This window comes from Micromonospora sp. DSM 43699 (genome assembly GCF_055517075.1).
This window is the reverse complement of record NZ_JBTMMT010000023.1, coordinates 61,556-86,842: the sequence shown is the minus strand read 5'-3', so window position 1 is coordinate 86,842 and position 25,287 is coordinate 61,556. Positions and strand designations below refer to the sequence as shown.

Here is a 25,287-nt window from a genome sequence, read left to right as displayed (position 1 = left end):
GGGTTAGAGGAGGTGGAGGGTGCGGGCTCGGTGGACGGCTTCGCGGCGGCGGGTGGCGTCCAGCTTGCGGTAGATGTTGCGTACGTGCGTCTTGACGGTGTTGACCGACAGGGACAACTCGCTGGCGATCTCCACGTTGGACAGGATGCTCTGGAGGTAGCGCAGGATGGTCAGCTCCCGATCGGTGAGCGGCTCCTCCAGCGCCCGCTGTGGACCGCCCGACACCCGCTCGACCGGCTGCTCGGCGTCACGCAGGAGTTCGCTGACCTGGGGCCAGTGTGCCGTACCGGAGTCGAGGTGAGCGGCGAGCAGGTCCCGGACGGCTGGTTCGGCCCGGGTGAAGACCCGCCGGTGACCGTGCCGGCCGGCCAGGTCCAGCACCCGCTCCAACAGCCGGCCGGCCCGACGCTCGTCACCGGCCCGCCGGGCCAGCACCGCGTCCAACACACCGGCGGCGAGGCGTACCGACAGCGGCCAGTCGGCAGCGCCGGGGGCGTCCCAGTCCGGCAGCGCCTGAGCGGCGGCCCGGACGTCACCGGCTCGGAACTCCACCCGGGCCAGCGCCAGCGCCAGCACGGGCACCGGTTCCGGCTCCCGGACCCGCCCGGCGAGCAACCGCCGGGCGGTGTCCAGATCGCCCTGCTCACCACGCAGGTCCGCCTCCAGTGCGAGTAGCCGGTCGACCAACTCCCCGGCACCGGCAAGCACACCACCATCCGCCAGCCGCCCGGCACCGGTGAGCCCGTCCCGGGCTCGCAGCACCACCTCGATGGCCGCCGCCGGCTCGCCGGCATCGCGCAACAACGCCGCCCGGCACAGTGCCACCACCGCCCCGACCGTGGCCGCCCCGTTCACCGCCCCGTCCAGGGAACGGGGCACCGCACCACCGATCACCTCACCGAGCGGACGGCCCACCGCGCCACCGGCCGTACCCACCACCGTGCCACCGGTCAGACCGGTCACCATGCCACCGGTCAGACCGGTCACCGTGCGGGCCGAGGGGCCCACCACGGCACCGGCCGGACCTGTCACGTCCGGCGGTCCGGTCGTCCCGTCACCGAACAGGCTGGTCGGCACGCCGCCTGTCACACCTGTCACGGCGACAGCCGCCGTCAGCTCGGCGGTAGCCTCTGCGGGCTGGCCCCGCTGCAACGCCACCAGGGCCAATGCCAGATGTGCGTAGCCGCAGTCGACCCGACTCGACCAACCCTGGCAGGGAGGCATGGCCAGGGCCGCGCGGGCCGTCTGCTCGGCCGGTGACAGCTCACCGGCGAGAGCGAGCAGCAGGGCCGACCGGGTCGCGCCGACCAGCTCGGTCCGGTGCCGACCGGCCTGCCGGGCCGCCGCCAGCGCTTCGGTGAACCGCGCCCCGGCCGTCCCCAGGTCCCCCTCGGCCAGGTCGGTCAGGCCGAGCGCGGTGCCGACCACCGCCCGCACGTCCGCGTCCTCCCCGGTCCGGGGGTCCTCGTCCGTCGGCACCGCTGCCACCACGAGACCGGCCCCGGCGGGCACGCCGGAAAGGTCGACCCCGGCCGGTACGCCGGTGGCGAGGAGTCGGGCGGCGGCCCGGCGTACCTCCGGGTGGTCGCCGGCCAACCGGGCCAGGGTGAGTTCCAACGCCACGGCCAACCGACGGAACCGGTCCCGGCGTGGGGCCGGCAGCGCGTGGGCAGCCGCCACCGCGTCCCGCAGCCGGGCGGTCGCCGCCCCGGTGTCCCCCGCGTACGCCCGTTCGGTGCCGGCCGCCAACGCCAGCTCCGGATCCCGCCGCACCGCCTCGGCGGGCGGCGGCGGGGGCGGCGGTACGTCCGGCGCCTCCCCCTCGTACGGCACCAGTTCCGGCCAGTGGGTCAACAGCAGCCCGGTGGCCCGGTCCCACTGCCCGGCGGTGAGCGCATGGCGCAGCGCGTCGGCCGGCCGGTCGTGGTCGGCATGCCAGTCGGCGGCCCGCCGGTGCAGCTCACCACGTTCGGCCTCGTCGAGACCGGCCAGTTCCTCGCGGAGTACGTCGGCAAGCAGCGGGTGTGGCCGGAACCAGGGCGGTTCACTGTCGTCGCGGTGCAGGAAGCCGCCGTCCCGGGCCAGCCCGGTCAGCAGCTGACCGGAGTCGGTGCGGCCGGTCAGCGCGTCGGCCAGGTCGGCGCGGACCGCCCCGCCGAGGGCGCCGCGACGCAGCAGTTCCCGGGTCGGCGGCGGCAACTGTGCCAGCACCTCGGCGCGCAGGTACGCGGCCACGTCCGGGTGATCACCGCCGAACCGCTCCGCCCACCGGCACGGGTCGGGCTGCCCCCGGGCGGCCAGGGCGGCGAACCGCAGACCTGCCGGCCAACCGCCTGTGCGTTCCCGCAACCGGGCGACCGCAGCGGCCGGCAACGGCACCCCGTGCGCCACCAGCAGGTCGGCCACCTCGTCGGTGGTGAAGGCCAGGTCGTCGGGGCCGATCTCGGTCAGTTCACCGGCCAGCCGCAGCCGGTGCAGGGCGGGTGGCAGACCGGTCCGGGCGGCGGCTACCAGCCGCAGCCGCCCGTCGGCGTGCCGTAACAGGAAATCCAGACCGGTGAGTACGGCCGGGTCGGTCACCCGGTGCAGGTCGTCGAGGACCAACCGAACAGGATCCTCCCGGGCCGCCAGCGCGGCGGCGAGCGGCTCCAGCTGGTCGGGGCGCAGCGGGGTGACCGACGGTGGGGGGGTCGGCGGTACGGCGGTCGGCTCGGCCCGCAGCGCGCCGCGCAGGGCCGTCGTGAGGTACGCCCACAGCCGCTCCCCACTGTCGCCCGCCTCGACCTGCACCCAGGCCGGCGGGTCCCGGCCCTGGTCCCGGCCCTGGCCCTGGTCCGACGCTCGCGCCCAGGCGGTCAGCAGTGTCGTCTTGCCCCAGCCGGCCGGCGCGCGGACCAGGGTGAGGGCGCCGGTGACCCCGCCGTCGAGGCAGCCCAGCAGCCGGGGTCGCAGCAGCACCGGCTCCGGCAGGGCGGGCGGAGTGAGCCGGGATGCCAGGAGCGGCGGGCCGGCGGGCACCTCGGCGCTTGCGGTGCTGCGGCGCTGTCGCGGCATCCACCCCTCCCCCCGTCGACGCGTTCCTCCCCCGGTCGACGGCGGTTACCCGGCCCGGCCCGGTTCACCCCTTCGGGACGAGCCCGGTTCACCCGGGGCCGACCGACCATGGGCGGACCGGACGGCTGGCCGGGCAGGGCCGGCCGCCCACCCCGGTCCCGGCGGGAGAGGCGGGTGGTACGGATGGGACGGCTGGGCGTACCACGGTGGTGGCCGCGGCGGCAGGTGGCCGGCGTACGGTCAGGTCGCTGGCAGGTGGTGACGGTCGGGGTGCCGGCGGCGGAGCTGCTGCCCGACGGGCGGTGGCCGGAGCCGCTGCGGCCCCTGGCCGGCGCGGTGGAGGTCGACCTACGGCCGGCCCCCGGCGGGCGGGGCACCGAGCTGGCGGTCCGGCCCCTCGGCGGGGTCGACACCCTGCCCGGGATGTCCGCCCACCTGGTCGGCGACGACCCCGACGGCTACCTGCGGCAGGTGTTGCGCGCGGTCCGGCAGCTCGTCGAGACCGGCGAGGAGCTGCGCGCCGACCGGCCCGTCGTCGAGCGGCCCGCCGACGACCGGCCCGCCGTGGCCCGCCCGGTGGAGCCCGGATGAGGGCGCTGTGCTGGGAGGGCGTCGACCGGCTCGCGGTACGCCAGGTGCCCGACCCGGAGCTGCGCAACGCCCACGACATGATCGTCCGGGTCCGGCGCAGTGCCACCTGCGGGGCCGACCTGCCGTTGCTCGCCGGTCGGGTGCCGGGCCTCGCCGCCGGGGACGTGCTCGGGCACGAGTTCCTCGGCGAGGTGGCCGAGATCGGCCCGGCGGTACGCCGACACCGCGTCGGCGACCGGGTGGTGGTCTGCGCCGCCGTGGCCTGCGGGAACTGCTGGTACTGCCGGCAGGGCCTCTACTCCTGCTGCGACAACGGCGCGACCACCGGGACGGTCACCGAGGCGGCCTGGGGTCAGCCCACCGGCGGCTGCTACGGCCACCCCCGGCGGACGGGCGGGTTCGCCGGCAGCCACGCCGAGTACGTCCGGGTGCCGTACGCCGACGTCGGGGCGTTCGCCGTGCCCGACCCGGTCAGCGACGACCGGGCGGTCTTCGCCTCGGACGCCGCCCCCGCCGGGTGGATGGGGGCCGAGCTGGGTGCGGTCCGCCCCGGTGACGTGGTCGCGGTCTGGGGGGCGGGGGCGGTGGGTCAGCTCACCGCGCAGGCGGCGACGGCGCTCGGCGCGGACCGGGTGATCGTGATCGACAGGTATCCGGAGCGGCTGCGGATGGCCGAACGGCACGCGGGCGCCGAGACGCTGCACTACGAGCACACCGACGTCCCCGCCGAACTGCGGGAACGCAGTGGCGGCCGGGGCCCCGACGTCTGCGTGGAGGCGGTCGGGGTGGCCGACGGCGGTGGCCGGCCGGTCTCGCTCGCCGACCGCTTCACCGGTCGGGGCGGCCCGGCCGAGGACCCGTTGGCGGTCCGGGAGGCGGTGCACGCCTGCCGCAAGGGTGGCACGGTCTTCGTCTCGGGCACCTTCACCGGTTTCGTGGACGCCTTTCCGCTGGGCGCGGTGATGCACAAGGGGCTCACCCTGCGCAGCGCCCGGCAGCACGGTCAGCGGTGGATTCCGATGCTGCTGGACCGGATGGCCCGGGACGAGCTGCGTACCGAACACCTGGCGACGCACCGGTTCGACCTGGACCAGGGTCCGACCGGGTACGCGCTGTTCCGGGACCGGGCCGACGGCTGTGTCCGGTCGGTCTTCACGCCGCACGGGTGAGGGGCGGGCACGGGTGGCACACTCGGCGGATGCCCCACGACCGCGCGTACGACATCGTCCTGTTCGGCGCGACCGGCTTCACCGGCGGGCTGACCGCCGAGTACCTGGCCCGGCACGCCCCGGCCGGGTTGCGCTGGGCGCTGGCCGGGCGCAACCCGGCGAAGCTGGCGGCGGTCCGGGACCGGCTCGTCGGCATCGACCCGACCCTGGCGGAGTTGCCGCTGCTCACCGCCGACGTCACCGACGCCGGGTCGCTGCGCGTGGTGGCGCAGGCCACCCGGGTGCTCGCCACCACTGTCGGGCCGTACGTGCACCACGGGGAGCCGCTGGTCGCCGCGTGCGCCGCCGCCGGCACCGACTATCTCGACATCACCGGCGAGCCGGAGTTCGTGGACCTGATGTACGTGCGGCATCACGCCGAGGCGGTGCGCACCGGGGCCCGGCTGGTGCACGCCTGCGGTTTCGACTCGATCCCGCACGACCTGGGCGTCTGGTACACGGTCCGGCAGCTGCCGGCGGACGGGCCGATCACCGTGGACGGGTTCGTCCGGGCCGGGGGGAAGTTCTCCGCCGGCACGTACCACTCGGCGCTCACCGCGTTCTCCCGTACCGCCGAGGCGAAGCGGGCGGCGCGGGCCCGCCGGGCGGTCGAGCCCCGACCTGACGGCCGCCGGGTCCGCGCGGTGCCCGGCAAGGTGGGCCGCTCGGCGACGGCCGGCGGGTGGGCGGTGCCGCTGCCCACCATCGACCCGCAGGTGGTACGCCGGTCCGCAGCCGCCCGCCCGGAGTACGGCCCGGACTTCCGCTACCGGCACTTCGCCGCCGTCAAGCGGCTACCGACGGTGCTGCTGGCCGGGGTGGGGATGGCCGGCCTGGTCGGGTTGGTCAAGTTGCCGCCGACCCGGCGCTGGCTGCTCGGCCGGCTCGCGTCCGGGCAGGGCCCGAGTGCGGCGCAGCGGGCCAGGTCGTGGTTCCGGGTGCGGTTCGTCGGTGAGGGCGGGGGCAGCACGGTCCGCACCGAGGTCTCCGGCGGCGATCCCGGCTACGACGAGACCGCCAAGATGCTCGCCGAGTCGGCCCTCTGCCTGGCGTACGACGAACTGCCCGGCACATCCGGTCAGGTGACCCCGGTGACGGCGATGGGCGATGCGCTGCTGGACCGGTTGGTGAAGGCGGGGATGACGTTCCGGGTCCTCCAGGCGCGGAGCTGACCGGGGCGGTCGGCGGGTCGGCGGTCGGGAGCGGCGGTCGGGAGCGGCGGTCGGCGGGTCGACGGCGGTCGCGGCTTGACCCTCTACCTGGTTGAGGCGACAGCATCATGGGCGTGGAGAGCGAGTTGCGGAGTATCGGCGAGCTGGCCCGGGCCAGCGGCCTGACGGTCAGCGCGCTGCGGTTCTACGACGGGTGCGGGGTGCTGACCCCGACGCTCGTCGACCCGGTGAACGGTTACCGCTGGTACACCGACGCGCAGGTGGCGCCGGCCCGGCTGGTGGCCGGTCTGCGCCGGGTCGGCATGCCGTTGGCCGAGATCGCCGCCGTGCTGCGGCTGCGGGACGAACCGGAGCGGGTCGGGCGGCTGCTCGACGCGCACCTGCGTCGGCTGGAGGACGGTCTCGCCGATGCCCGCCGCGAACTCTCCCGGGTCCGTGCCCTGATCGATCCCGAGGAGTACCAGATGACCACCCGCATCGTGCTGTCCCGTGCCGACCTGGCCGCCGCCGTCGACGCCGTCCGGTTCGCCGTCGGCAGCGACCCCGAACTGCCGGTGCTCGCCGGCGTGCTGCTGGACGTGGAGCCCGACGGCGTACGCCTGGTCGCGACCGACAGGTACCGGATGGCGCTGGCCCGGGCCGGTGGTGGGGTGGACGGCCCGCCGGTGCGGGCGTTGCTCCCGACGGCGGCCGTCGACGAGTTCCGGGCGCTGCTCGACACCGCCACCGAATCGGAGGCACACCTGACTGTCGCCGAGGGGCAGGTCACCGTCGCCGTCGCCGGTGCCGAAGCCCGCTCGGCGGTCCTGCCGTACGAGTTCACCGACTACCGGCGGCTGCTGCACCGACCGGCCGACGCCCCGGCCCGGCGGGTCCCGGTCGACGTGGCGGCCCTACGCGCCGCGCTGCGGGCCAGCACCCCCACGGTCACCCGGGAACACGAAGGGGTGTCGCTGCCGGTGACCGTGCTCGGCGTGGACGAACGCAACGGGCTGCGCCTGGTCGACGCGACCGAACTGGCCCGCCCGGGCCAGCCCGACCTGCTGGTCGGGGTGAACGGCGACTTCCTGCTCGACGCGCTGGACGCCGCCGGTGGCGCGCAACTGGTGCTGGAACTCGACGGCCCGATCGCCCCGCTGGCCGTCCGCCGCCCGGACGACGAGGACACCTTCTCGATCCTGATGCCGATCCGTCTCTGACGGTGCCGCCCCCGCCGGCCGGGTCTCCACCCCGCCGGCGGTCACCGGCACCGCCCGCGACCGGCACCGGCACGCATATGACCGGCCCGGACATGAGCGGCGGGGGCATGGGGGTCGCCGAAGCCGGGGCCGGGGGCCGGGGGGCGCGACGGTAGCATCTGGGGGTCCCACCCGACTGCCTGGACGGAGCGTACGGAGCAGCATGCTCGACATGGAGTTGATCCGGAAGGATCGCGAGGCGGTGGCGACCGCGCTGGCGAAGCGGCTGGATCCCGCCGAGGTCAACCGGGTCCTGGACGAGATCCAGCGGCTCGACCAGGAGCGTCGTGCCCTGATCACGGAGATCGACGCCGAGCGGCAGCGCCGCAAGGCCGAGGCTCGGGCGTACGCGCAGGCGAAGCGGGCCGGCACCACGCCGGAGCCCGTCGCGCCGGACGCCGAGCGTAAGCAGCTCGCCGAGCTGGAGTCCCAGCTGGACGAGGTGCAGTCCCGGCTGCGCGGCACGATGAGCGAGCTGCCCAACCTGCCCGCCGACGACGTCGTGCCCGGCGGCAAGGAGGCCAACCGGGTGGTGAAGACCTTCGGCGAGCCCCCGGTCATCGAGAAGATCCGCGACCACGTGGAGCTGAGCCGCGCGCTCGGCCTGGTCGACCACGAGCGGGGTGTCAAGCTCGGTGGGTCCGGCTTCTGGATGTACACCGGCCTGGGTGCCCGGCTGGAGTGGGCGCTGATCAACTGGTTCATCGACGAGCACGTGCGGGCCGGCTACGAGTTCCTGCTCCCGCCGCACCTGCTGCTGGACACCGCCGGTTTCGCCGCCGGCCAGTTCCCCAAGTTCTACGACGACGTCTACCACCTGGACCGGGAGTCCGCCCCGCGCGGGCAGTTCCTGCTGCCCACCTCGGAGACGGCCATCCTCGGCGCCTACCAGGACGAGATCCTGGAGACGTCGAAGCTCCCGCTGAAGGCGTTCGCCTACACCCCCTGTTACCGACGGGAGGCCGCCGGTTCGCACTCCGACGAGCGCGGCACCGTGCGGGGGCACCAGTTCAACAAGGTGGAGATCTTCCAGTTCACCCTGCCCGAGCAGGCCGACGCGGCGCTGGAGGAGATGCTCGGCCACGCGGAGAGCCTGGTCGAGAAGCTGGGCCTGCACTACCAGCGCAGCCTGCTCTCCGCCGGCGACGCCAGCGCGTCGATGAAGAAGACCCTCGACATCGAGGTGTGGATGCCGAGCACCGGCAAGTACAAGGAGGTCTCGTCGGTCTCCTGGGCCGGTGACTACCAGGCCCGCCGGGCGGCCATCCGCTACCGCGAGCCGGGCGGCAAGCAGACCCGCTTCGTGCACACGCTCAACGGCTCGGCGCTTGCCACCAGCCGGCTCTTCCCGGCCATCCTGGAGCAGTTCCAGCAGCCCGACGGCTCGGTGCTGGTGCCCGAGGTGCTCCGCGACCGGCTCGGCACCGACCGGCTCACCCCGCTGCGCTGAGGCTTCCGGTGAGGGGCGGGGCCTCCGGGCTCCCGCCCCTCACCGCACACACCACCCCGGCGACGACCGACCCGCCGCGTTCACACCCGTTCGGTGGCACCGTCCCGGGTGCGGTTGCGGTGCAGCAGCGCCGCCACCGCGAGCAGCCCGACCAGCAGCCCGGCGAGCACCACCGGCCCGGCCGTGTCCAGCGCCGTCACCAGCATCCGCTGGACCCGGGCCGCGCCGACGACCACCGGGTCGCCGAACGCGTCGTGCCGGCCCTGGGCGAGCCGGACCTCGTACCAGCCGTACCAGGCGACGTAGCCGCCGGCGACGAGCAGCACCAGGCCGCTGAGCCGGGGCACCCAGGCACCGGCGCCGCGCAGTCCGCGTACCACACGGCCGCGGAGCAGCGCCACGCCGAGCGCCGCCACCGTCACCACCAACCCCATCCCGATCGCGTACGCGACGAAGAGCGCCAGCCCGCGCAGGGTCGAGCCGGCCTGGAGGCTGGTCACCACGATCGCCAGGAACGGCGCGATCGCGCAGCTCAGCGACGCCAGCGCGTACGCCATCCCGAACAGCGCCATGGACGGCAGCGAGCGGGTCAGTCGGGGGGCGCGGGTCGACGGGCCCGGGGTGGGCAGCCGGCGACCGGCGAGCAGCCACAACCCGAGCGCCAGCAGGCCGAGCCCCAGCGTCACGGTCAGCCACGGCAGCCGGGGGCGCAGCCAGTCGGCAAGCGGTGCGACGGCCAGCCCGAAGGCTCCGAACACCACGACGTACCCACAGGTCAGGCCGGCTGCCGCGGTGAGTGCCCGGCCGATCGCGCCCCGGCCGTCCGCCGGCCCGGCGACCAGCAGCGACAGGTACGCCGGCAGCATGGCGAAGCCGCACGGGTTGACCGCGCCGAGCATCCCGGCGGTCAGCGCGAGCAGCAGCGGCCCGGTCATCAGCCGGCCAGCGCGGCGACCCGGCGGGTCAGGTCCTCACCGTCGAGGAAGCCCTGGTGGACGACCTTCCCGTCCCGATCGATGATCAGGAAGGTGCTCTGTTCGACGACCTCGAAGCGCCGCCACAGCGCGCCGGCCCGGTCGTCGATCTGGGTGGTTCCGGCAAGGTCGAACTCGGTGACGAAGCTGCGCATGGCCTTCTGCTCGCCGAGGCCGGCCACCCCGACGATCGGCACGGTGTCCCGGTACTTCGGGGCGATCTCGGCGACCGTCCACGCCTGGCTGGCGCAGGTGGCGCACCACGGCGCCCAGAACCAGAGCACCACCGGGCGGCCGGCCAGGGTGGCGGCGGAGAACGCCGTACCGTCGAGGGTCTTTGCGGTGAAGCGCAGCGCGTCGGGCACCGGGGCGGGTGCGCCGGTCGTGCCGGGTACGCCGGTCGGGGTCGGCTCGGCGGACAACGGCGACGAGGTGGCGACCGGCACGGCGACCTCGGCGGCGGGTTGCGCCGACGTCGGCCCGACGGCGCACGCCGAGGCGGCCAGCAGGGTGCCGGCCAGGGTGGCGGCGACGGCGAGCCGGGCGGCCGGGCGGCCTCCCGGCCGGTTCCTGGGGTACGACGACCGCATCCGATTCTCCTCTCGGTGGTGCTCGGTGGCCTCGACGGTGCTACTTGACCTCGACCAGCCGCAGCGCGAGTTCGGGGCAGACCTTGACGGCCTTCATCGCCCCCTCCTTCAGCCAGGTCGGCACGGGGGTGGGCGGGAAGGCGGGGTATCCGTTGGCGTCGAGCCGGATGAAGTCCGGCACGACGTGGGCGCAGAGCCCGTGCCCGTCACAGCGGGACCAGTCCAGGGTGAGCATCCGGGGGTTGGCGTCGGGGGCGCCGGGCAGCCCCATCACGCCCTTGACCCGTTTGCCGCACCCCTCACCTGTGGTGTGCTGCCGCAGGTCGTCGGCGAACACCTCCATCGCGGAGAGCGCGAAGCGGGAGGTGCCGTCGGGGTGGCTGCACGCGCCCCGGCCCTTCACGTCGCCGGCGGCGGCCCGGACGACCTCCACCGGGGCGCTGCCGGAGACCGCCAGGTCGACGGCGCGGGCCAGGTCGGGCAGGCCCCGCTTGCACGGCCCGCACTGACCGGCGGACTCCCCGGCCAGGTAGCGGACCACCTGGGCGGCCTCGCCGAGCGGGCAGGTGTCCCGGCCGAGCGGGATGATGATGCCCGCGCCCAGGGTGCCGCCGACGCTGGTGAGGCTCTTGCGGGTGATCTCGGCCCGCTGCGCCGCCTCCCAGGTGATCCAGCGACCGTGGTAGCCGCCCATCAGGATGCCCGGCCCCTCCGGCACCTCGCACAGTTCGAGGATGTCCCGCAGCGGGGTGCCGGCGGCGCACTCCACCACGGCGGCGCGCTTGGCCTGGCCGGTCACGGTGAGCAGCACGGTGCCCGGCTCGTCGTCGGTGCCGAGCGCCGCGTACTCGTACGGGCCGAGCCGGGCGGCGATGGCCACCTGGGCGTACGTCTCGGCGTTGGAGAGCAGGGTGGGCAGGTTGCGTACGCCCGAATCGCTGGACCGCTTCTTGGTGCCCGGCGGGATGTGCGGCAGCCCGTTGATGCCGTTGACCAGCGCGCCACCCTCACCGGAGATGAACCGGTGCGGCACGGTGACGATGGTGGTGGGCACCGGCATCCGGCGTTCGGCGAGGGCCTCGGTGAGCGAGTCCCGACCGATCAGGTCGTCGGCGACGCAGAGCACGATCTCCTCGGCGTCCAGCGCGTAGGCGGACAGCGCGGCGCCGTCGAGGATCAGGTGCGGGGCCCGGGTGAGCAGCACCTTGTCCTTCCAACTCGCCGGTTCCCCCTCGCTGGCGTTGACCACCACCACGGCGGGCAGGTCCTGCCGTTCGCAGGACTCCAGCACCGCCTTGAACTTGCGGTAGAACGGGAAGCCGGCCCCGCCCTTGCCCTTGAGCTGGATGGCCTCGGCCAGCCGGAGCAGGTTGGCGGGTTCCATCGGGCCGATCGGGCCGTGCTCCATCTCGTGTGCCATCAGGTCGAGCCGGCCGTACTCGGCGAAGCCGGCGGTGAGCCGGGGCTCGCCGATGCAGGCGACCGGGGGCACCTTGGTGCGCATCACTTGGCTTCACCGCGCAGCCCGGCCCAGTACGCCCCGTCGACGGCGTCCGCGTTGGCCTTGCCCTTGCGCCGGCCCCGGGTGTCGCCGGTGGCCTTGCGGGCCCGGCGGGAGGCCAGGTCGACAAGGGTCGGGGTGTCGTCGACGGGGATGTCGTCGGCGACGTAGCGGGCCGGCGGACGCCAGTAGTCGGGCTCCTCCGGCACGTCCGGCTCGACGCTGTGCCGGCCGGAGCCGCTGCGCGGGGCGGCCGAGATCGGCTCGGCCGAGACGGGCCGGTTGGACTCCTGCCACCGGCTCGGGCTGTCCCACGGCTCCTCGGGCTCCTCGGTGCGCCGCCGGGGCGGTGCCGAGTAGCGGGCAGCCAGGTCGTCGTCGTCACGTCGGGCCCGCCGACCGGTGGAGACCGGCGCGATGTCCTCCTCGTACCGGGACCGGCGGGTACCTGAGACCGGGGCGACGTCCTCCTCGTAGCGGGAGCGGCGACCACCGGAGACCGGGGCGACGTCCTCGTCACGGCGGCGGCTGCCGGAGACCGGGGCCACCTCCTCCTCGTACCGGGACCGACGGGTGCCCGACACCGGGGCCACGTCCTCCTCGTAGCGGGACCGGCGACCACCGGAGACCGGGGCCACGTCCTCCTCGTAGCGGGACCGGCGGCTGCCCGACACCGGGGCGACGTCCTCGTCGCGACGGCGGGGTCGTTCGTCGCGACGCTCGTCGCGCTCGGCGGTCCGGCGGCGGGCGGCCGGTTCCAGGTCGCGCTCGCGGCGGGGGGTCGGCTCCGCCTCCCGGGTGGACCGGCCACCGCGCACCGGTTCCCGCAGGGTGCCCGGCTCGGGCACCACCGGAACGGTGAACCGGTCGGGGTCACGACGCCGGGCGCTGCCGGTCTGGGCGTTCCAGGACGGGGCCAGGGTGGTCTCGGCCCAACTGGTCCGGCTGTCCCTGGTCTCCTCCTCCTTCTTGCGACCGATCCCGCTGAGCAGCGTCCGACCCTTGCCCTCGTCGGTCGCCTTGGCGGTCATCGCCTTGTTCAGCGCGGCGGCCTGCTGCTGCTCGCGGGTGCGCTTGCCGAGGTAGACCGAGAGCCGCACCATCAGCGCCACCACCACCAGCAGGACGCAGGCCAGGTAGCTCAGCACCACCCAGGACTTGGCGGCGCGGCCGGCGTTGAGCCCGTGGAACAGGGCGAACGGCCAGGAGAGGTACGCCAGGGAGTGCAGGCTGCGCCAGAACCACTTGGGGCCGACGCCGGCGAAGCGGACCCGGACGATGCCGGTCCAGAACACGCTCACCATGAGGAACGCGGCCACCGTGCCGAGGCCGACGTAGAGCCCGCTGCCACCGATGAACGGGACCACGGCGTCGCTGGGCCCGGCCCGGCCGATCGCGATCTTGGTGATGACGTGGAACACCAGGCCGGCGACGGCGAGGACGCCGGTGGCCCGGTGCGCGGACTGGAGCAGCACCCGGTGCCGGATCATGAGGACCAGCCGGTCGGTGGCGAGCAGACCCATCATCACGGTGAGGCTGAGCGACACCAGGGTGACCACCCCGGCGAAGAACTCGGTGAAGAAGAAGCCGTACGCGTACATCGCCGTGCCGTTGCCGGTCATCTCGACGCCGGCCCAGAACACGCCCAGGGCGGACGCCACCATCAACGCCATCGTGGATTTCGACACGGTCCGGACACCACGGCTACTGGTGGAGGTCCGGACCGTCGCGGCCTGCTCGTTCTGCTTTGCCCGGGCCATCTGCTCCTCGATCGTCTAACGGCGGCGCCACCACCGGCCGACCTTGCTCCCACCTCCAGTACGGACCTCCGGCGCGTACGGATCAGTGCCGGTGCCGAAAATTCTCGGCGGATTGTCGAACCACCCCGGTCCGGGGCGCGTGTAGCGCCCGGCGCACCGTGCCGCCGGGACCCACCGCAGCGCGAACCTGACGCCCGATGCAACGACGGTCGTCCATCCGTTGACAGGCTCTGCAACACGCTTGTAACCTTTCCGCAAATTTCAGCCGCTGTTGCAAGAAGTGGACAGTCGGCATCCTCCCCCACGCTCCGCCACCGCCCGCGAACCCGCGGTCACCACCCCCGAACCCAGGAGTACCGATGCATCGACGTCGATGCCGCTCGGCGATCCTCGCCCTCGGCACGCTCGCCAGCCTGCTCGCACCCATCGCCGTGGCGGCACCCCCGGCCGCCGCCGCACCCGCCGGCACCAGGAACGTCATCGCCAACCTCTTCGAGTGGAACTGGCCCTCGGTGGCCGACGAGTGCCGCACCACGCTCGGTCCGAAGGGCTACGGCTACGTCCAGGTCTCCCCGCCGCAGGAACACGTCACCGGCAACCAGTGGTGGGTGGCGTACCAGCCGGTCAGCTACCGGATCGAGTCCCGCAAGGGCACCCGCGCGCAGTTCCAGACCATGGTGAGCGCCTGTCACACCGCCGGGGTCAAGGTGATCGTCGACGCGGTGATCAACCACATGTCCGGCCAGGCGAACGGCGGCACCGGCTGGGCCGGCTCGTCGTACGGGCACTACGACTACCCGGGCGTCTACCAGACCCAGGACTTCCACCACTGCGGGCGCAACGGCGGCGACGACATCGCCAACTACAACGACCGGTACGAGGTGCAGAACTGCGAGCTGGTCAACCTGTCCGACCTGAAGACCGAGTCGGACTACGTGCGGTCGAAGATCGCCGGCTACCTCAACGACCTGCTGTCGCTGGGCGTGGACGGGTTCCGCCTCGACGCCAGCAAGCACATGCCGGCCGCCGACATCGCCGCCATCAGGGGAAAGCTGTCCCGCTCGGCGTACCTGGTGCAGGAGGTCATCTACGGTGCGGGCGAGCCGGTCCAGCCGGGCGAGTACACAGGCAACGGCGACGTGCACGAGTTCCGGTACGGCCGGGATCTCGCCCGGATGTTCACCAGCGAGCGGCTGGCGTACCTGCGCAACTTCGGTGAGGCGTGGGGCTACCTGCCGAGCGGTTCGGCGGCGGTCTTCGTGGACAACCACGACACCCAGCGCGAGGGCGGGGTGCTCACCTACCGGGACGGGGCCGCGTACGCACTGGCGAACGCGTTCATGCTGGCCTGGCCGTACGGCTCGCCGACGGTGATGTCGAGCTACACCTTCAGCAACAAGGACGCCGGCCCCCCGTCGGACGCCGGCAACAAGACCCGCGACACCACCTGCTACTCGGGCTGGGAGTGCGAGCACCGCTGGCGGGTCGTGCAGAACATGGTCGGCTTCCGCAACGCCACCCAGGGCGCGGCGGTCGCCAACTGGTACGACAACGGCTACCAGCACATAGCGTTCAGCCGGGCCGGCAAGGGCTACCTGACCATCAACGACGAGGATTCGGCGGTCGCCGGCCGGTCGTACTACACGGGGCTGCCCGCCGGCCGGTACTGCGACGTGATCCACGGCGACTTCGCCAACGGCTCGTGCAGCGGACCGGTGATCACGGTCGACGCCTCCGGCTGGTTCGCGGCCACCGTCCCGGCACACGACGCGGTCGCCCTCCACGTCGGCGCCAAACTCTCCTGACTGCCCGCTCCCGAGCTCTGCGCGGAGCTCCCCGGGGGCTCCCGCGCAGGGCCCCCGGGCTCTTATCGGGAGAGGCGAGACCGGGTCTGCGGGGCTCCCGGCCGGGTGGTTCGCCACCGGTGGGAGCCTCGTACCCGTTAGAGTGTTTTTGTGCTTTTTGATCGGATAATCGACCGGTGGGGGCGCGGCCCGCTCGCCGCCGCCGTGGGCGTGCCGGCGCTGTTGGTGCTGGCCCTGCTGGTCGGCGCGGCGCTACGGTACGACGCACCCGCGCCGACCCACCGGGCCGCTCCGCCGCCCACAGTGACCGTCCCGGCGGAGGACGGGACCGTGCCGCCCGCTGCGCCGGCCCCCGCCGGGCTGCCGGTGGTCGACTACGATCCGGCCCCCGCCGGTTTCCCGGCCGACCCCCGCCCGCTCGACGTCACCCCGCTGACCGAGGGCCTCACCCCGACCCGGAACATCGCCGCGTACGACGCACCCGGCGGACGCCCCCGCGCCCTGCTCGCGCCCACCATCAACGGCGTCGAGCTGACCATGCCGGTGGTGGAACGCCGCACCGGCTGGACGGCCGTTCTGCTGCCCTCGGCGAGCCGCCGACTGGCCTGGCTGCCCGCAGGCGGCTGGACCCCGGTCGCCCTACGCGACCAGCTCGTGGTGCAGCGGCGCACCCACCAGCTCACCTGGTACCGGCACGGCAAGCCGGTGCACACCTGGCAGGTCAGCCTCGGCCTGCCCGGCCAGGAGACCCCGCTCGGCCGGACCTTCATCCTCGGCGTCACGCCCCCGCCCGAACCGGTCTACGGCGGGGTGGACGTCTTCGCCCTCGGCGCGGTCCCGGACGACCCGGACGCGGTGCCCACCGGCCTCAGGGGCGCGCACATCGGCCTGCACACCTGGCAGGACGACGACACCCTCGGCGAGAACGTCACCAACGGCTGCATCCGCCTACCCCGCGCCGCCCAGCAGACCCTCCTCGACGAGCTACGCCCCGGCACCCCCCTCACCGTCGTCGACACCCTCCCCACCACCTGACCCCGCCCCGCCCCGCCCGGCGAGGCCCCGCCTCGGCCCGCCCCGCCCCGCCTCGGCTCGGCCCGCCTCGGCCCGGCCCGCCTCGGCCCGGCCCGCCTCGGTGATCAAGAGGTTTACGTCATCTCCCAGCCGGATTCTGACGCGAACCTCTTGATCACCGCCGCCGGAACCACCCGCTCTACGCGGCTACCGCCGATGCGCGCCCCGCACCGACACACGCCGGCGGAAGTCGTGAGCCGCTTCACCCAAGATCGTGCTGGAACAACGTTGTAGGGGCTTCCTGCGATTCCGAGGCCACTACAACCTGGTTCCAGCACGACCTTGAGCCGGGCGCGAAGGTGGGACCGCGAGACAGGGGCGCAGCGCGGTGGGCAGGGCAGGAGCACCAAGCAGGAGCGGCGCGAAGCAGGGGCGCGAAGCTAGGAGCGGCACGGGGTGGGGCGCCAAGCCGGGAGCACGGGGTGGGGCGCGAAGCAGGGCAGGAGCGGGACCAGGTGCTGTCCGCCCGGGTGGGGCATCGGGAAGTGGAAGGTGGGTATGCCGCCGGGGTCGGGGTGGGTGAGGTCGGGGGGACGGCATGGGGAACGGGTCGGGTGGGCGGGTCGACACGGTGGTGTTCGTGCACGGGCTGTGGATGACGTCGCGCAGCTGGGAGGGGTGGGCCGAGCGGTACGCGGCACGCGGGTTCCGGGTGCTCGCGCCGGCCTGGCCGGGCTTCGACCGGGAGGTGACCGCGCTGCGCGCCGACCCGGGCACGATCGCCGGAACGACCCTGCGCCAGGTGATCGACCACTACGCGGAGGTGATCCGCGAACTGCCGAGCCCGCCGATCGTGATCGGCCACTCGTTCGGCGGGCTGGTCGCCCAGGTGCTCGCCGACCGGCGTCTCGGTGCAGCCGTAGTGGCGATCGCGTCCGCACCGGTCAAGGGGGTGCTCCGGCTGCCGATCAGCACGCTGCGGGCGTCGTACCCGGTGTTGCACAGCCCGGTCAACCGGCACCGGGGGGTGCAGATCAGCCCGGACGAGTTCCGGTACGCCTTCGGCAACACCCTCCAACCGGACGACTCCGACCGGGCCTGGCGACGCTACGCCGTCCCGGCCGCCGGTCACGTGCTCTTCGAGGGGGCGTTCGCCAACCTCGACCCGCACTCCGCCGCGACGGTCGACACCGGCCGCGACGACCGGCCACCGTTGCTGCTGATCGCCGGAGGCGAGGACCACGTGGCCCCGCCGTCGCTGGTCAAGGCGAACGCCGGGCTCTACCAGAAGTCGCGGGCGGTGACCGCGTACCACGAGTTCCCCGGGCGCTCCCACTTCACGGTGGGTGAGCCGGGCTGGGAGGCGGTCGCCGACTACGCCCTGGACTGGGCGACCCGGATGGCGCAGATCCCGGCGACAGCGGGCGACGCGCCCCGCCGTTGAGCCGGGCGGCGACGTAGCACCACGGCGACCGGTCGCCGGCCCGGCACGGTCGCCGGCCCGGCCCGGCCCGGCCCGGCCCGGCCCGGGAGCGTGGCACCGCCCGCACCGGATGCCCGCTCACCGCCACCCGCGCCGCCGGGAACATTCGCCGTCGTGGTCGGGACGGAGCAGGCAGCGCCGGCCACCGGAGAGCAGCCGGTCGCAGAACACCCAGTGGCGTACGTTCTGGTCGTCCTCGACGGAGACGGTGGTGCCGCCCGGGTCGGTCTGCGGCAGGACGTGCGTCCAGTGCGCCACCACCCGGGCCAGCCGCTGCCCGGAGGGCAGGTCGTTGGCGACCACCGGCAGGTGGATGACGAAACGTTCGGTCACCGGTCCCACTCCCGCTCGTTGCGGGCGTGCGCCCGCTCGGCTTGCAGGCGGCACAGCGCGATCCTGACCCGACCGGCCTCCCGCCGGCTCTGCCGCAACGCGTCGTAGACGGCCGCCAGTTCCCCGGCGACCTGGTCAAGGAACTCCCGTACCTCCTGCGGGTCGAGCCCGCGCTGCCCGAACCGCGCCGGCCGGAACCGCCACGCACGCACCTGCCAGGGCAACAACCGATGAGGTACGGCCGGACGACGCCCCACCGACGCCGGCACCTGTCGTCGGTCCTCCGGCATCCGGCGGAAGAAGTCACGCATGAGGAACCTGCCTCTCCTCGAGATCGACGCATGGAGGGGGTGGGTCCACCGGCCCGCCGCGCACCGGCGGACCCACCCCGGCACCCACCGCCGCAGCTCCGATCAGCAGTACGACAGCAGGGCCCACACGGCCACTGAGCAGCAGAAACTCCGCAGCGACCGCCGAAGCAGTCAAGCACGTCGAACCGAAATGCAACGTCTAACGGAACTCTCATTCTGGAGAGCTGACACTCGAAAGCACACTCTCGGTCACGTGTCTATTGTTTCTGATACACGATCAGCGTCTAATTGGACGGACAGACGTCAGCCATGACTGAACACGGAGGCATCGGTGTCACAGGCGGTAGCGGGGTCGACGATGCTCCGACGACAACTCGGAAGAAAGCTCGAAGCCCTCCGCAAGGCGGCCGGGTTGACGATGGAGCAAGCGGCCGAGCAACTGGACCGAGCGCGAGCGACCCTCTACCGGATCGAAAACGGCGCCGAGAACGTCCGCTTTCGCGCTGCCGACGTGAGGGAGATGCTCACGCTCTACAACGCGAGTGACGAAAGCGCCGAACTGGTGCTTGCGATGGCAGCAGCCACCCGGGAGAACAAGAACTGGTGGCACGACTACATCGGCTCTGGCCTGCCGCGCTGGTTCCAGCTTTACATCGGACTCGAAGCTGCCGCATCCAGCATCCGGAAATACCAGCCCGAACTGGTGCCCGGCCTGTTCCAGACGCGCGCCTACGCGGAGCAGGTCTTCCAGATGCCCGGGGGGTCAATCGACGCCGGGGACCGTGACGAACAACAGCGCGCCCTCCAACTACGGGTGGAACGGCAGGGGCTGCTCACCCGCTTCGCCGCCCCGCAACTCAGCGTAGTCATGAACGAGGCAGTGTTGCGTCGTCCGGTTGGCAGCGCCACGATCATGGTCGAGCAGCTACACCAGATCCTGAAGGCTGCGGAGCTACCGAACGTAACCGTCCATGTGCTGGAATTTTCTGCGGGATTGCATGCCGGGGCGATGACCGGCGCATTTTCGATCATGGACTTTCCCCTCGACGGAGACGGCAAGGAGGTGGAGCCACCGGTTACCTACCTTGAGGCCGCAACCGGGGCTGTCTATCTCGATAAGCCGCATGAGATCTCCGCCTACAACAGCATCTGGGCCAACATGACAGACCGAGCGCTGAACGAGTCCCAGTCCAAGAGCTTGATCCAACAGATCGCAGAGGAGTACGCCCGTGCCTGACCTGACCGGTGCCGTCTGGCGCAAGTCCACCCGCAGCAACAACGGCGGCGACTGCGTCGAGGTCGCCGACAACCTTCCCGCCGTCGTCGGACTCCGCGACAGCAAGGACCCGTCCGGCCCCGCTCTCACCTTCGCACCCCGGGTGTGGACGCGATTCCTGACGAGCATCAAGCAGCAGCCGCCCCAGCGCTGAAAGTGACCGGACGGCCCCGGCTGCACCAACGCAGGCCGACCGTTTCGACCGTGCCGGCCTACCCGCCGGGAAGGCCGGCACACAACGCCACCGCCGGCGACTACTCGCTGTCGTGGCTGGGCCGGTGCAGCGCGTTGGTGACCGCGTCGGACCGTACTGTCGTCTGGTGGAAGATCTCCCAGCGGCGGCGTAGTTCCTGGTCGAAGTTCGGATCCTGGGCGGCGGCGTCGGCAAGTGCCAGGCGCAACCCGGCCGCCCGGTCGTCGCCCTCGGCGGATGCGGGCTCGGCGGCGAGCGAGGCCCGAAGCGCTCGATGGTCCGTTGCCTTACGCCGAACGAGGTGCATCAACGACGCGAGGGCTTCCCTTGCCGCATCGGTCAGGCCCTCGACCGCCCGGGTCGACAGCGTCACGGCGATCGCCGTGGGAATCGGGTCATCCATCTTGCTTCCCCTGGTCAGTTGAGGCGTCAGCTCGGCGGCCGAGGTCACCGCCGCCAACGCCTGAGCGTGCTCACCGGTGTGCAGCAGTGTCTGCCCACGGTGGAGGGCGACGAGCCCCTGACTCCACCGGTTTCGCAGCCGCTCGAACACCGTCATCGCGTCGTCGTACGACACGAGCGCCTCAGCGAAGCGGCCAGCGCCGCGTTGCCGAGGCTCATCAGGGCCAGGCCGGTTCCGCGCTCCTCACCCCACTGCGTCGCGTAGCTGGGCGAGCGCCTCCGGGTCGGTCAACCGGTAGCCCTGCACCCCGATGTCGCCGTTGTCGGTCTCGTACAGGCTCGGGCACGACCCAGAATTGCTGGACGTGGTGAGAAAGCGGAGTTTCATGGCCCCCCTGAAGTCGGCAACTACAGATAGTAGTCAATCGAGTACCGCAACTCAATGGGAGTCCGCCCACTGAGTCGCCACGCCGACAAACATGAATAATATGGGGAACCAATTCACTTCGATCTCAGAAATCCCGTACTCGCCGATATCGACGACCTTTGTTCCCGTACTACACCGCGCTGTCGGCCGCCGACCGGATGGCGGCGACGGCACGGGCGCCCGCAGGGGACCGGCCCGTCGCCACAGTGGTCACCGATCACCCAGTCGTCGCCACAGGAAGCGCAACGTCAACGCCGTCAGGAACGCCCGCTGTTCGTTGTTGCTCGCCGCGCCGTGCCCGCCCTCCACGTTCTCGTAGTACGACACGTCGTGACCGTGCTCGCGCAGCAGGGCGGCCATCTTGCGGGCGTGCCCCGGGTGCACCCGGTCGTCCCGGGTCGAGGTGACGAACAGGACCGGCGGGTACCGCACCCCGGGCCGCACGTTGTGGTAAGGCGAGTACTCCCGCAGGAACGCCCAGTCGGCCGGATCGTCCGGGTCACCGTACTCGGCCATCCAGGAGGCCCCGGCGAGCAGCAGGTGGTAGCGCCGCATGTCCAGCAGCGGCACGTTCGCCACCACCGCGCCGACAAGCGTGGGGTAGCGGGTCAACATCGCCCCCATCAGCAGCCCACCGTTGCTGCCGCCCTCGATGCCGAGCCGGTCCGGGGTGGTGATCCCCCGGGCCACCAGGTCGGCGGCGACGGCCGCGAAGTCCTGGTACGCCCGGGGGCGGTTCTCGCGCAGCGCCGCCCGGTGCCACAGTGGGCCGTACTCCCCGCCGCCGCGGATGTTCGCCACCACGTAGCTGCCGCCCCGGGCCAGCCAGCCCCGGCCGACCGCCCCGTCGTAGCGCGGCGTCAGCGAGATCTCGAACCCGCCGTACCCGGTGAGCAGGGTCGGCCCGGCGGACGCCGCCGGGTCGCCCACCACGGAGTACGGCACCCGGGTCCCGTCGGCGGAGGTGGCGAAGAACTGGCGCACGGTCAGGCCGGTGACGTCGAAGAACGCCGGCTCCCGCTTGAGGATCTCGACCGGGCCGCCGACCCGGCCCAGCCGCAGCGTCGCCGGCCGCAGGTAGCCGGTCGAGGCGATCAGGTAGTCGTCGCCCAGATCCGGATCGGTGTCGACGATCCAGTTGTCGTCCTCCTCCGCCACCCCGGCCAACGGCTCCCGCCGCCACCCCGCACCGTCGGCAGACTCCGGGCCGTCGGGGGTCAGCACCTCCAACCGCCGGCGTACGTCGACCAGGGTGGCCAGGATCAGATGGTACCGGGTCCAGACGTGGTAGCTCAGCGCGGTCCGCTCGTCGGGCCGGAACAGCACCGTCAGCGCGCGGTCCCCGGCGAGGAAGTCGTCGAACCGGGCCGCCAGCAGCGCCCCGGCCGGGTGGGTGACCCCGGCGACCTCCCACGGCGAGCGCGGCCGGATCAGCAGCCACTCCCGGTGCACGTCCCATCGGGCGTCGTCGGGCACCGGGATCGGGACCTGCCCACCGTCGGGGGCCAGCAGGAAGCTCCGGGTCCGGTAGAAGTCCAGGCTGCGGCCCACGAAGTCGCGCTCGAAGCCGGGTGTCGGGTCGTGCGAGGCGTACGCGGAGACGTCGTCGGTCTGGCCCTCGTACACGATCTCGGCCTCGGTCAGCGGGGTGCCCCGCCGCCACCGGCGGATCACCCTCGGGTAGCCGGAGGTGGTCAGCGAGCCGGGGCCGAGGTCGGTGCCGACGTAGATCCGGTCGGTGTCGATCCAGGTGACGTCGCTCTTGGCCTCGGCGAGGGTGAACCCGTCGGCGACGAAGGCCCGGGTCTCCAGGTCGTACTCGCGGACCACCACCGCGTCCTTGCCGCCCCGGCACAGGCTGACCAGGCAGCGGCGGTGGCCGGGCTTCAGCACGGTCACCCCGCCCCAGACCCAGTTCTCGTCCTCGGCGGCGGCCAGCGCGTCGAGGTCGAGCAGCACGTCCCAGGCCGGCTCGGGCCGCCGGTACTCCGCCAGGGTGGTGCGCCGCCACAGCCCCCGGGGGTGCGTCGCGTCCCGCCAGAAGCCGTAGTAGAACCCGTCGCCGCGCCAGCCGGGGTAGGGGATGCGGTCGTCGGCGTCGAGCACCTCCCGGATCCCGGCCTGCAACTCGGCGAACGCGTCGTCGCCGGCCAGCGCCGCGACGGTCGCCGCGTTGCGCTCGCGGACCCAGCCGGCGGCGTCCGCCCCGTCCAGTTCCTCCAACCAGCGGTACGGGTCGTCACCCTCATCGATCAGCGTCACCCCTGCCACTATTCCCGACAAGGTCAACCCGCACCGGCCCGATATCAACCGTCCCTGGACCTGCTGCCCTGGCATGGGCGCGGCGTCGCCGGGTATGACGGGAACATGAGGGCGAGCTTCCGGCTTGGCCGGATCGCGGGGGTACCCGTCGGGGTCAACTGGAGCGTCCTGGTCATCTTCGTGCTGATCGCGTGGTTGCTGTCGGCCAACCAGTTCCCCCGCTCGTACCCCGACCGGCCCGGCTGGGCGTACGCGCTGGCCGGGCTGGCGGCGGCGGTGGTCTTCTTCGTCGGGCTGCTGGCCCACGAGGTGTCGCACGCGGTGGTGGCTAAACGCAACGGCCTCCAGGTGGAGGGGATCACGCTGTGGCTCTTCGGCGGCGTCGCCGAGCTGCGCGGCGAGGCCCCCGACCCGGGCGCGGAGCTGCGCATCGCCGGGATCGGACCGCTGGTAAGCCTGGTCCTCGGGTTCTTCTTCGGTGCGATCGCGGTGCTGCTGGCGCTGGCCGGGCAGGAGGGGCTGCTGCTCGGCTCGCTGTCCTGGCTGGCCGGGATCAACGTGCTGCTGGCGGTCTTCAACATCCTGCCGGCCGCCCCGCTGGACGGCGGCCGGCTGCTGCGCGCCGCCGTCTGGAAGGCCACTGGTGACCGGGCCAGGGCGTCGGTGGTGGCCGCCCGCGCCGGTTGGGTGCTCGGCGTGCTCCTGATCGGCCTGGGCATCTGGCAGTTCCTGGCCGGCTACGGGGTGGGCGGGATCTGGCTGGCGTTGATCGGCTGGTTCCTGATCGGCGCGGCCGGGGTGGAGGAGCGCCAGGCCAGGCTGGGCAGCGCGCTGTCCGGCGTCCGGGTCGGTGAGGTGATGACCCCGCAACCGCAGACCGCCTCGGCGGAGATGACCGTCGCCGACTTCGTCGACAACTACCTCTTCGCCTACCGGCACACCGCGTTGCCACTGACCGAGGACGGCCGGCCGGTCGGCCTGGTCACCCTGGACCGGGTACGCGGCATCCCGGCCGACCGGCGGGCCGCCACCACGCTGGCCGAGGTGGCCTGCCGGGCCGACGACCTGGTGCTGGCCCGGCCGGAGGAACAGCTCAACGACCTGCTCCCCCGGCTCACCGGGTGCGCCGACGGCCGGGCCCTGGTGGTGACCGGTGACCAGCTCGTCGGCATCGTCTCCCCCAGCGACATCAGCCGCGCCGTACAGCGGGCCAGCCTCCGCGACCGCCGTTAGGCGGCGGCCCGCTCCACCGGGATCCACAGCTCGGCGTCGGCGTGGGTGCCGTCGGAGGAGATGCGGGTACGGGAGATCTCCGGCCCCGGCCGGCTCCGGTACGGATTGGACGGGAACCACTGGGTGAACACGTCCCGCCACAGGTTCTGCACGGCGGCCGGAAACTCGCCCGAGGTGTCGAAGACCGCCCAGGTCCCCGCCGGCACGTCGAGCGCCTCCAGGTCGTCCGGCACGTCCGCGCCGGTCACCGCGCCGTACCAGTAGTCCAGCTCGACGCCCTCGGACCGGTCCTCGCCGAGCTGGTCGCTGACGTTGACGATGCCCGCCGGTTCCTGGTCCGACAGGGCCTCGATCCGGGCCGTCGTCCCGGGCGGGATGCCCCTGACGAACGCCACGATCGCCGGGTTCATCCCCTGGTGCACCAGGGGCACCCGGGCCCGCTTACCCACCAGGCGGAACGCCGGCTTCTCCACCACCCGGTACCGCATGCTGGCACTCCCTTCGACGACGAGTCGGAAGGACAACCGTTGCTGGGAGCGCAGCGCGGCCCCCGTGCGCCGCGCCTCACCGGGTCCGACCCCGTGCATCGCCCGGAACGCCCGGGTGAACGCCTCCGTCGAGCCGTACCCGTGGCGGATCGCGACGTCCAGCAACGTCCGCTCACCCGCCAGCACCTCGGCCGCCGCGACGGTGAGCCGCCGCCTGCGGACGTACTCCGACAGCGGCATCCCGGCCAACGCCGAGAACATCCGCCGGAAGTGGTACTCCGAGGTGAGCGTGATCCGCGCCAGGTCCGCCACCTCGATCGGTGCGTCGAGGTGCCGCTCCACGTGCGCCAAGGCCTCGTTCAGCCGCTCCAGCACCTGGTCTCCTTCCGCTTGCATGATCCACGGTAGGCAGCCGGAAACGGCCGAACCCGACTTCCGGTGCCCGCTGCGGTCGGATACCGGGGCGGAGGACATGGTCTCCGGACAGCCGCCCGTCAAGTAGGTTGGACGGATCTCCGGCAA

22 protein-coding genes are annotated in these 25,287 nt (G+C 73.0%); 11 read left to right on the top strand and 11 right to left on the bottom strand.

Annotated features, from left to right (window positions below; genetic code table 11):
• Positions 1 to 3 precede the first annotated feature (3 nt).
• The gene (locus tag AC0AIB_RS14365) at positions 4 to 3,054 is read right to left on the bottom strand and encodes a LuxR C-terminal-related transcriptional regulator (protein ID WP_465096817.1); all 3,051 of its coding nucleotides are present in this window, start codon (positions 3,052 to 3,054) and stop codon (positions 4 to 6) included.
• Between the two features lie 183 nt (positions 3,055 to 3,237).
• Between AC0AIB_RS14365 and AC0AIB_RS14360 the strand changes: the two genes are divergently transcribed.
• From AC0AIB_RS14360 to serS, 5 genes are all read left to right on the top strand, one after another.
• Positions 3,238 to 3,645, top strand: coding sequence for a hypothetical protein (locus AC0AIB_RS14360; RefSeq protein ID WP_442930638.1), 408 nt, complete (start codon positions 3,238 to 3,240; stop codon positions 3,643 to 3,645).
• The gene (locus tag AC0AIB_RS14355; protein ID WP_328344014.1) at positions 3,642 to 4,814 is read left to right on the top strand and encodes an alcohol dehydrogenase catalytic domain-containing protein; all 1,173 of its coding nucleotides are present in this window, start codon (positions 3,642 to 3,644) and stop codon (positions 4,812 to 4,814) included. Before AC0AIB_RS14360 ends, AC0AIB_RS14355 begins: the two co-directional genes overlap by 4 nt.
• 29 nt (positions 4,815 to 4,843) lie before the next feature.
• On the top strand, positions 4,844 to 6,025 hold the full coding sequence (locus AC0AIB_RS14350; protein ID WP_328344012.1) for a saccharopine dehydrogenase family protein: 1,182 nt from the start codon (positions 4,844 to 4,846) through the stop codon (positions 6,023 to 6,025).
• Between the two features lie 125 nt (positions 6,026 to 6,150).
• Positions 6,151 to 7,224: a DNA polymerase III subunit beta family protein gene (locus AC0AIB_RS14345; protein WP_328348698.1), complete on the top strand. Its 1,074-nt coding sequence runs from the start codon at positions 6,151 to 6,153 to the stop codon at positions 7,222 to 7,224.
• 202 nt (positions 7,225 to 7,426) lie between these two features.
• A complete protein-coding gene (gene serS / locus AC0AIB_RS14340) occupies positions 7,427 to 8,713 on the top strand; it encodes a serine--tRNA ligase (protein WP_328344010.1) in 1,287 nt (428 codons plus the stop codon).
• A gap of 80 nt (positions 8,714 to 8,793) precedes the next feature.
• On the opposite strand, the gene AC0AIB_RS14335 is transcribed toward serS, so the two are convergent.
• The 4 genes from AC0AIB_RS14335 to AC0AIB_RS14320 are packed head-to-tail and all read right to left on the bottom strand — an operon-like array spanning position 8,794 to position 13,466.
• Entirely contained in the window at positions 8,794 to 9,648 is an 855-nt protein-coding gene (locus tag AC0AIB_RS14335; RefSeq protein WP_328344008.1) for a cytochrome c biogenesis CcdA family protein, read from the bottom strand.
• Entirely contained in the window at positions 9,648 to 10,277 is a 630-nt protein-coding gene (locus tag AC0AIB_RS14330; protein WP_465096816.1) for a TlpA family protein disulfide reductase, read from the bottom strand. The genes AC0AIB_RS14335 and AC0AIB_RS14330 overlap by 1 nt, the downstream gene beginning before the upstream one ends.
• Positions 10,278 to 10,317: 40 nt before the next feature.
• Positions 10,318 to 11,784, bottom strand: a complete 1,467-nt coding sequence (locus AC0AIB_RS14325; RefSeq protein ID WP_465096815.1) for an NADH-ubiquinone oxidoreductase-F iron-sulfur binding region domain-containing protein — start codon at positions 11,782 to 11,784, stop codon at positions 10,318 to 10,320.
• Positions 11,781 to 13,466, bottom strand: coding sequence for a ferric reductase-like transmembrane domain-containing protein (locus AC0AIB_RS14320; RefSeq protein ID WP_465096814.1), 1,686 nt, complete (start codon positions 13,464 to 13,466; stop codon positions 11,781 to 11,783). Before AC0AIB_RS14320 ends, AC0AIB_RS14325 begins: the two co-directional genes overlap by 4 nt.
• 431 nt (positions 13,467 to 13,897) lie before the next feature.
• Between AC0AIB_RS14320 and AC0AIB_RS14315 the strand changes: the two genes are divergently transcribed.
• From AC0AIB_RS14315 to AC0AIB_RS14305, 3 genes are all read left to right on the top strand, one after another.
• Complete coding sequence (locus AC0AIB_RS14315) at positions 13,898 to 15,343, top strand: alpha-amylase (protein WP_328344003.1); 1,446 nt, start codon at positions 13,898 to 13,900, stop codon at positions 15,341 to 15,343.
• Between the two features lie 150 nt (positions 15,344 to 15,493).
• On the top strand, positions 15,494 to 16,378 hold the full coding sequence (locus tag AC0AIB_RS14310; protein WP_328344002.1) for a L,D-transpeptidase: 885 nt from the start codon (positions 15,494 to 15,496) through the stop codon (positions 16,376 to 16,378).
• Between the two features lie 577 nt (positions 16,379 to 16,955).
• A complete protein-coding gene (locus AC0AIB_RS14305) occupies positions 16,956 to 17,801 on the top strand; it encodes an alpha/beta hydrolase (protein ID WP_328344001.1) in 846 nt (281 codons plus the stop codon).
• A gap of 117 nt (positions 17,802 to 17,918) precedes the next feature.
• Here the strand turns inward: AC0AIB_RS14305 and AC0AIB_RS14300 are convergent, their stop codons facing one another.
• Positions 17,919 to 18,173 (bottom strand): hypothetical protein, encoded by a 255-nt coding sequence (locus AC0AIB_RS14300; RefSeq protein WP_328344000.1) that lies wholly within the window; start codon positions 18,171 to 18,173, stop codon positions 17,919 to 17,921.
• A complete protein-coding gene (locus AC0AIB_RS14295; protein ID WP_442930636.1) occupies positions 18,170 to 18,484 on the bottom strand; it encodes a DivIVA domain-containing protein in 315 nt (104 codons plus the stop codon). The genes AC0AIB_RS14300 and AC0AIB_RS14295 overlap by 4 nt, the downstream gene beginning before the upstream one ends.
• A gap of 358 nt (positions 18,485 to 18,842) precedes the next feature.
• Here AC0AIB_RS14295 and AC0AIB_RS14290 point away from each other — a divergent pair, with 358 nt between their 5' ends.
• Together AC0AIB_RS14290 and AC0AIB_RS14285 are read left to right on the top strand one after the other, a co-directional pair.
• A complete protein-coding gene (locus tag AC0AIB_RS14290) occupies positions 18,843 to 19,721 on the top strand; it encodes a helix-turn-helix domain-containing protein (protein ID WP_328348696.1) in 879 nt (292 codons plus the stop codon).
• Positions 19,714 to 19,914 (top strand): DUF397 domain-containing protein, encoded by a 201-nt coding sequence (locus tag AC0AIB_RS14285; protein ID WP_328343999.1) that lies wholly within the window; start codon positions 19,714 to 19,716, stop codon positions 19,912 to 19,914. Before AC0AIB_RS14290 ends, AC0AIB_RS14285 begins: the two co-directional genes overlap by 8 nt.
• A gap of 100 nt (positions 19,915 to 20,014) precedes the next feature.
• Here the strand turns inward: AC0AIB_RS14285 and AC0AIB_RS14280 are convergent, their stop codons facing one another.
• From AC0AIB_RS14280 to AC0AIB_RS14270, 3 genes are all read right to left on the bottom strand, one after another.
• A complete protein-coding gene (locus tag AC0AIB_RS14280) occupies positions 20,015 to 20,512 on the bottom strand; it encodes a hypothetical protein (protein ID WP_328343997.1) in 498 nt (165 codons plus the stop codon).
• A gap of 87 nt (positions 20,513 to 20,599) precedes the next feature.
• Positions 20,600 to 20,743, bottom strand: coding sequence for a hypothetical protein (locus tag AC0AIB_RS14275; protein ID WP_465096813.1), 144 nt, complete (start codon positions 20,741 to 20,743; stop codon positions 20,600 to 20,602).
• 249 nt (positions 20,744 to 20,992) lie between these two features.
• Positions 20,993 to 23,044 (bottom strand): prolyl oligopeptidase family serine peptidase, encoded by a 2,052-nt coding sequence (locus AC0AIB_RS14270; protein WP_465096812.1) that lies wholly within the window; start codon positions 23,042 to 23,044, stop codon positions 20,993 to 20,995.
• A 105-nt stretch (positions 23,045 to 23,149) separates the two neighbouring features.
• On the opposite strand from AC0AIB_RS14270, the gene AC0AIB_RS14265 reads away from it, so the two are divergent.
• Entirely contained in the window at positions 23,150 to 24,277 is a 1,128-nt protein-coding gene (locus tag AC0AIB_RS14265) for a site-2 protease family protein (protein ID WP_328343991.1), read from the top strand.
• Here the strand turns inward: AC0AIB_RS14265 and AC0AIB_RS14260 are convergent.
• Positions 24,274 to 25,140, bottom strand: a complete 867-nt coding sequence (locus AC0AIB_RS14260) for an AraC family transcriptional regulator (RefSeq protein WP_328343989.1) — start codon at positions 25,138 to 25,140, stop codon at positions 24,274 to 24,276. The two genes, AC0AIB_RS14265 and AC0AIB_RS14260, sit on opposite strands and share 4 nt — an antisense overlap.
• Between the last annotated feature and the right edge of the window lie 147 nt (positions 25,141 to 25,287).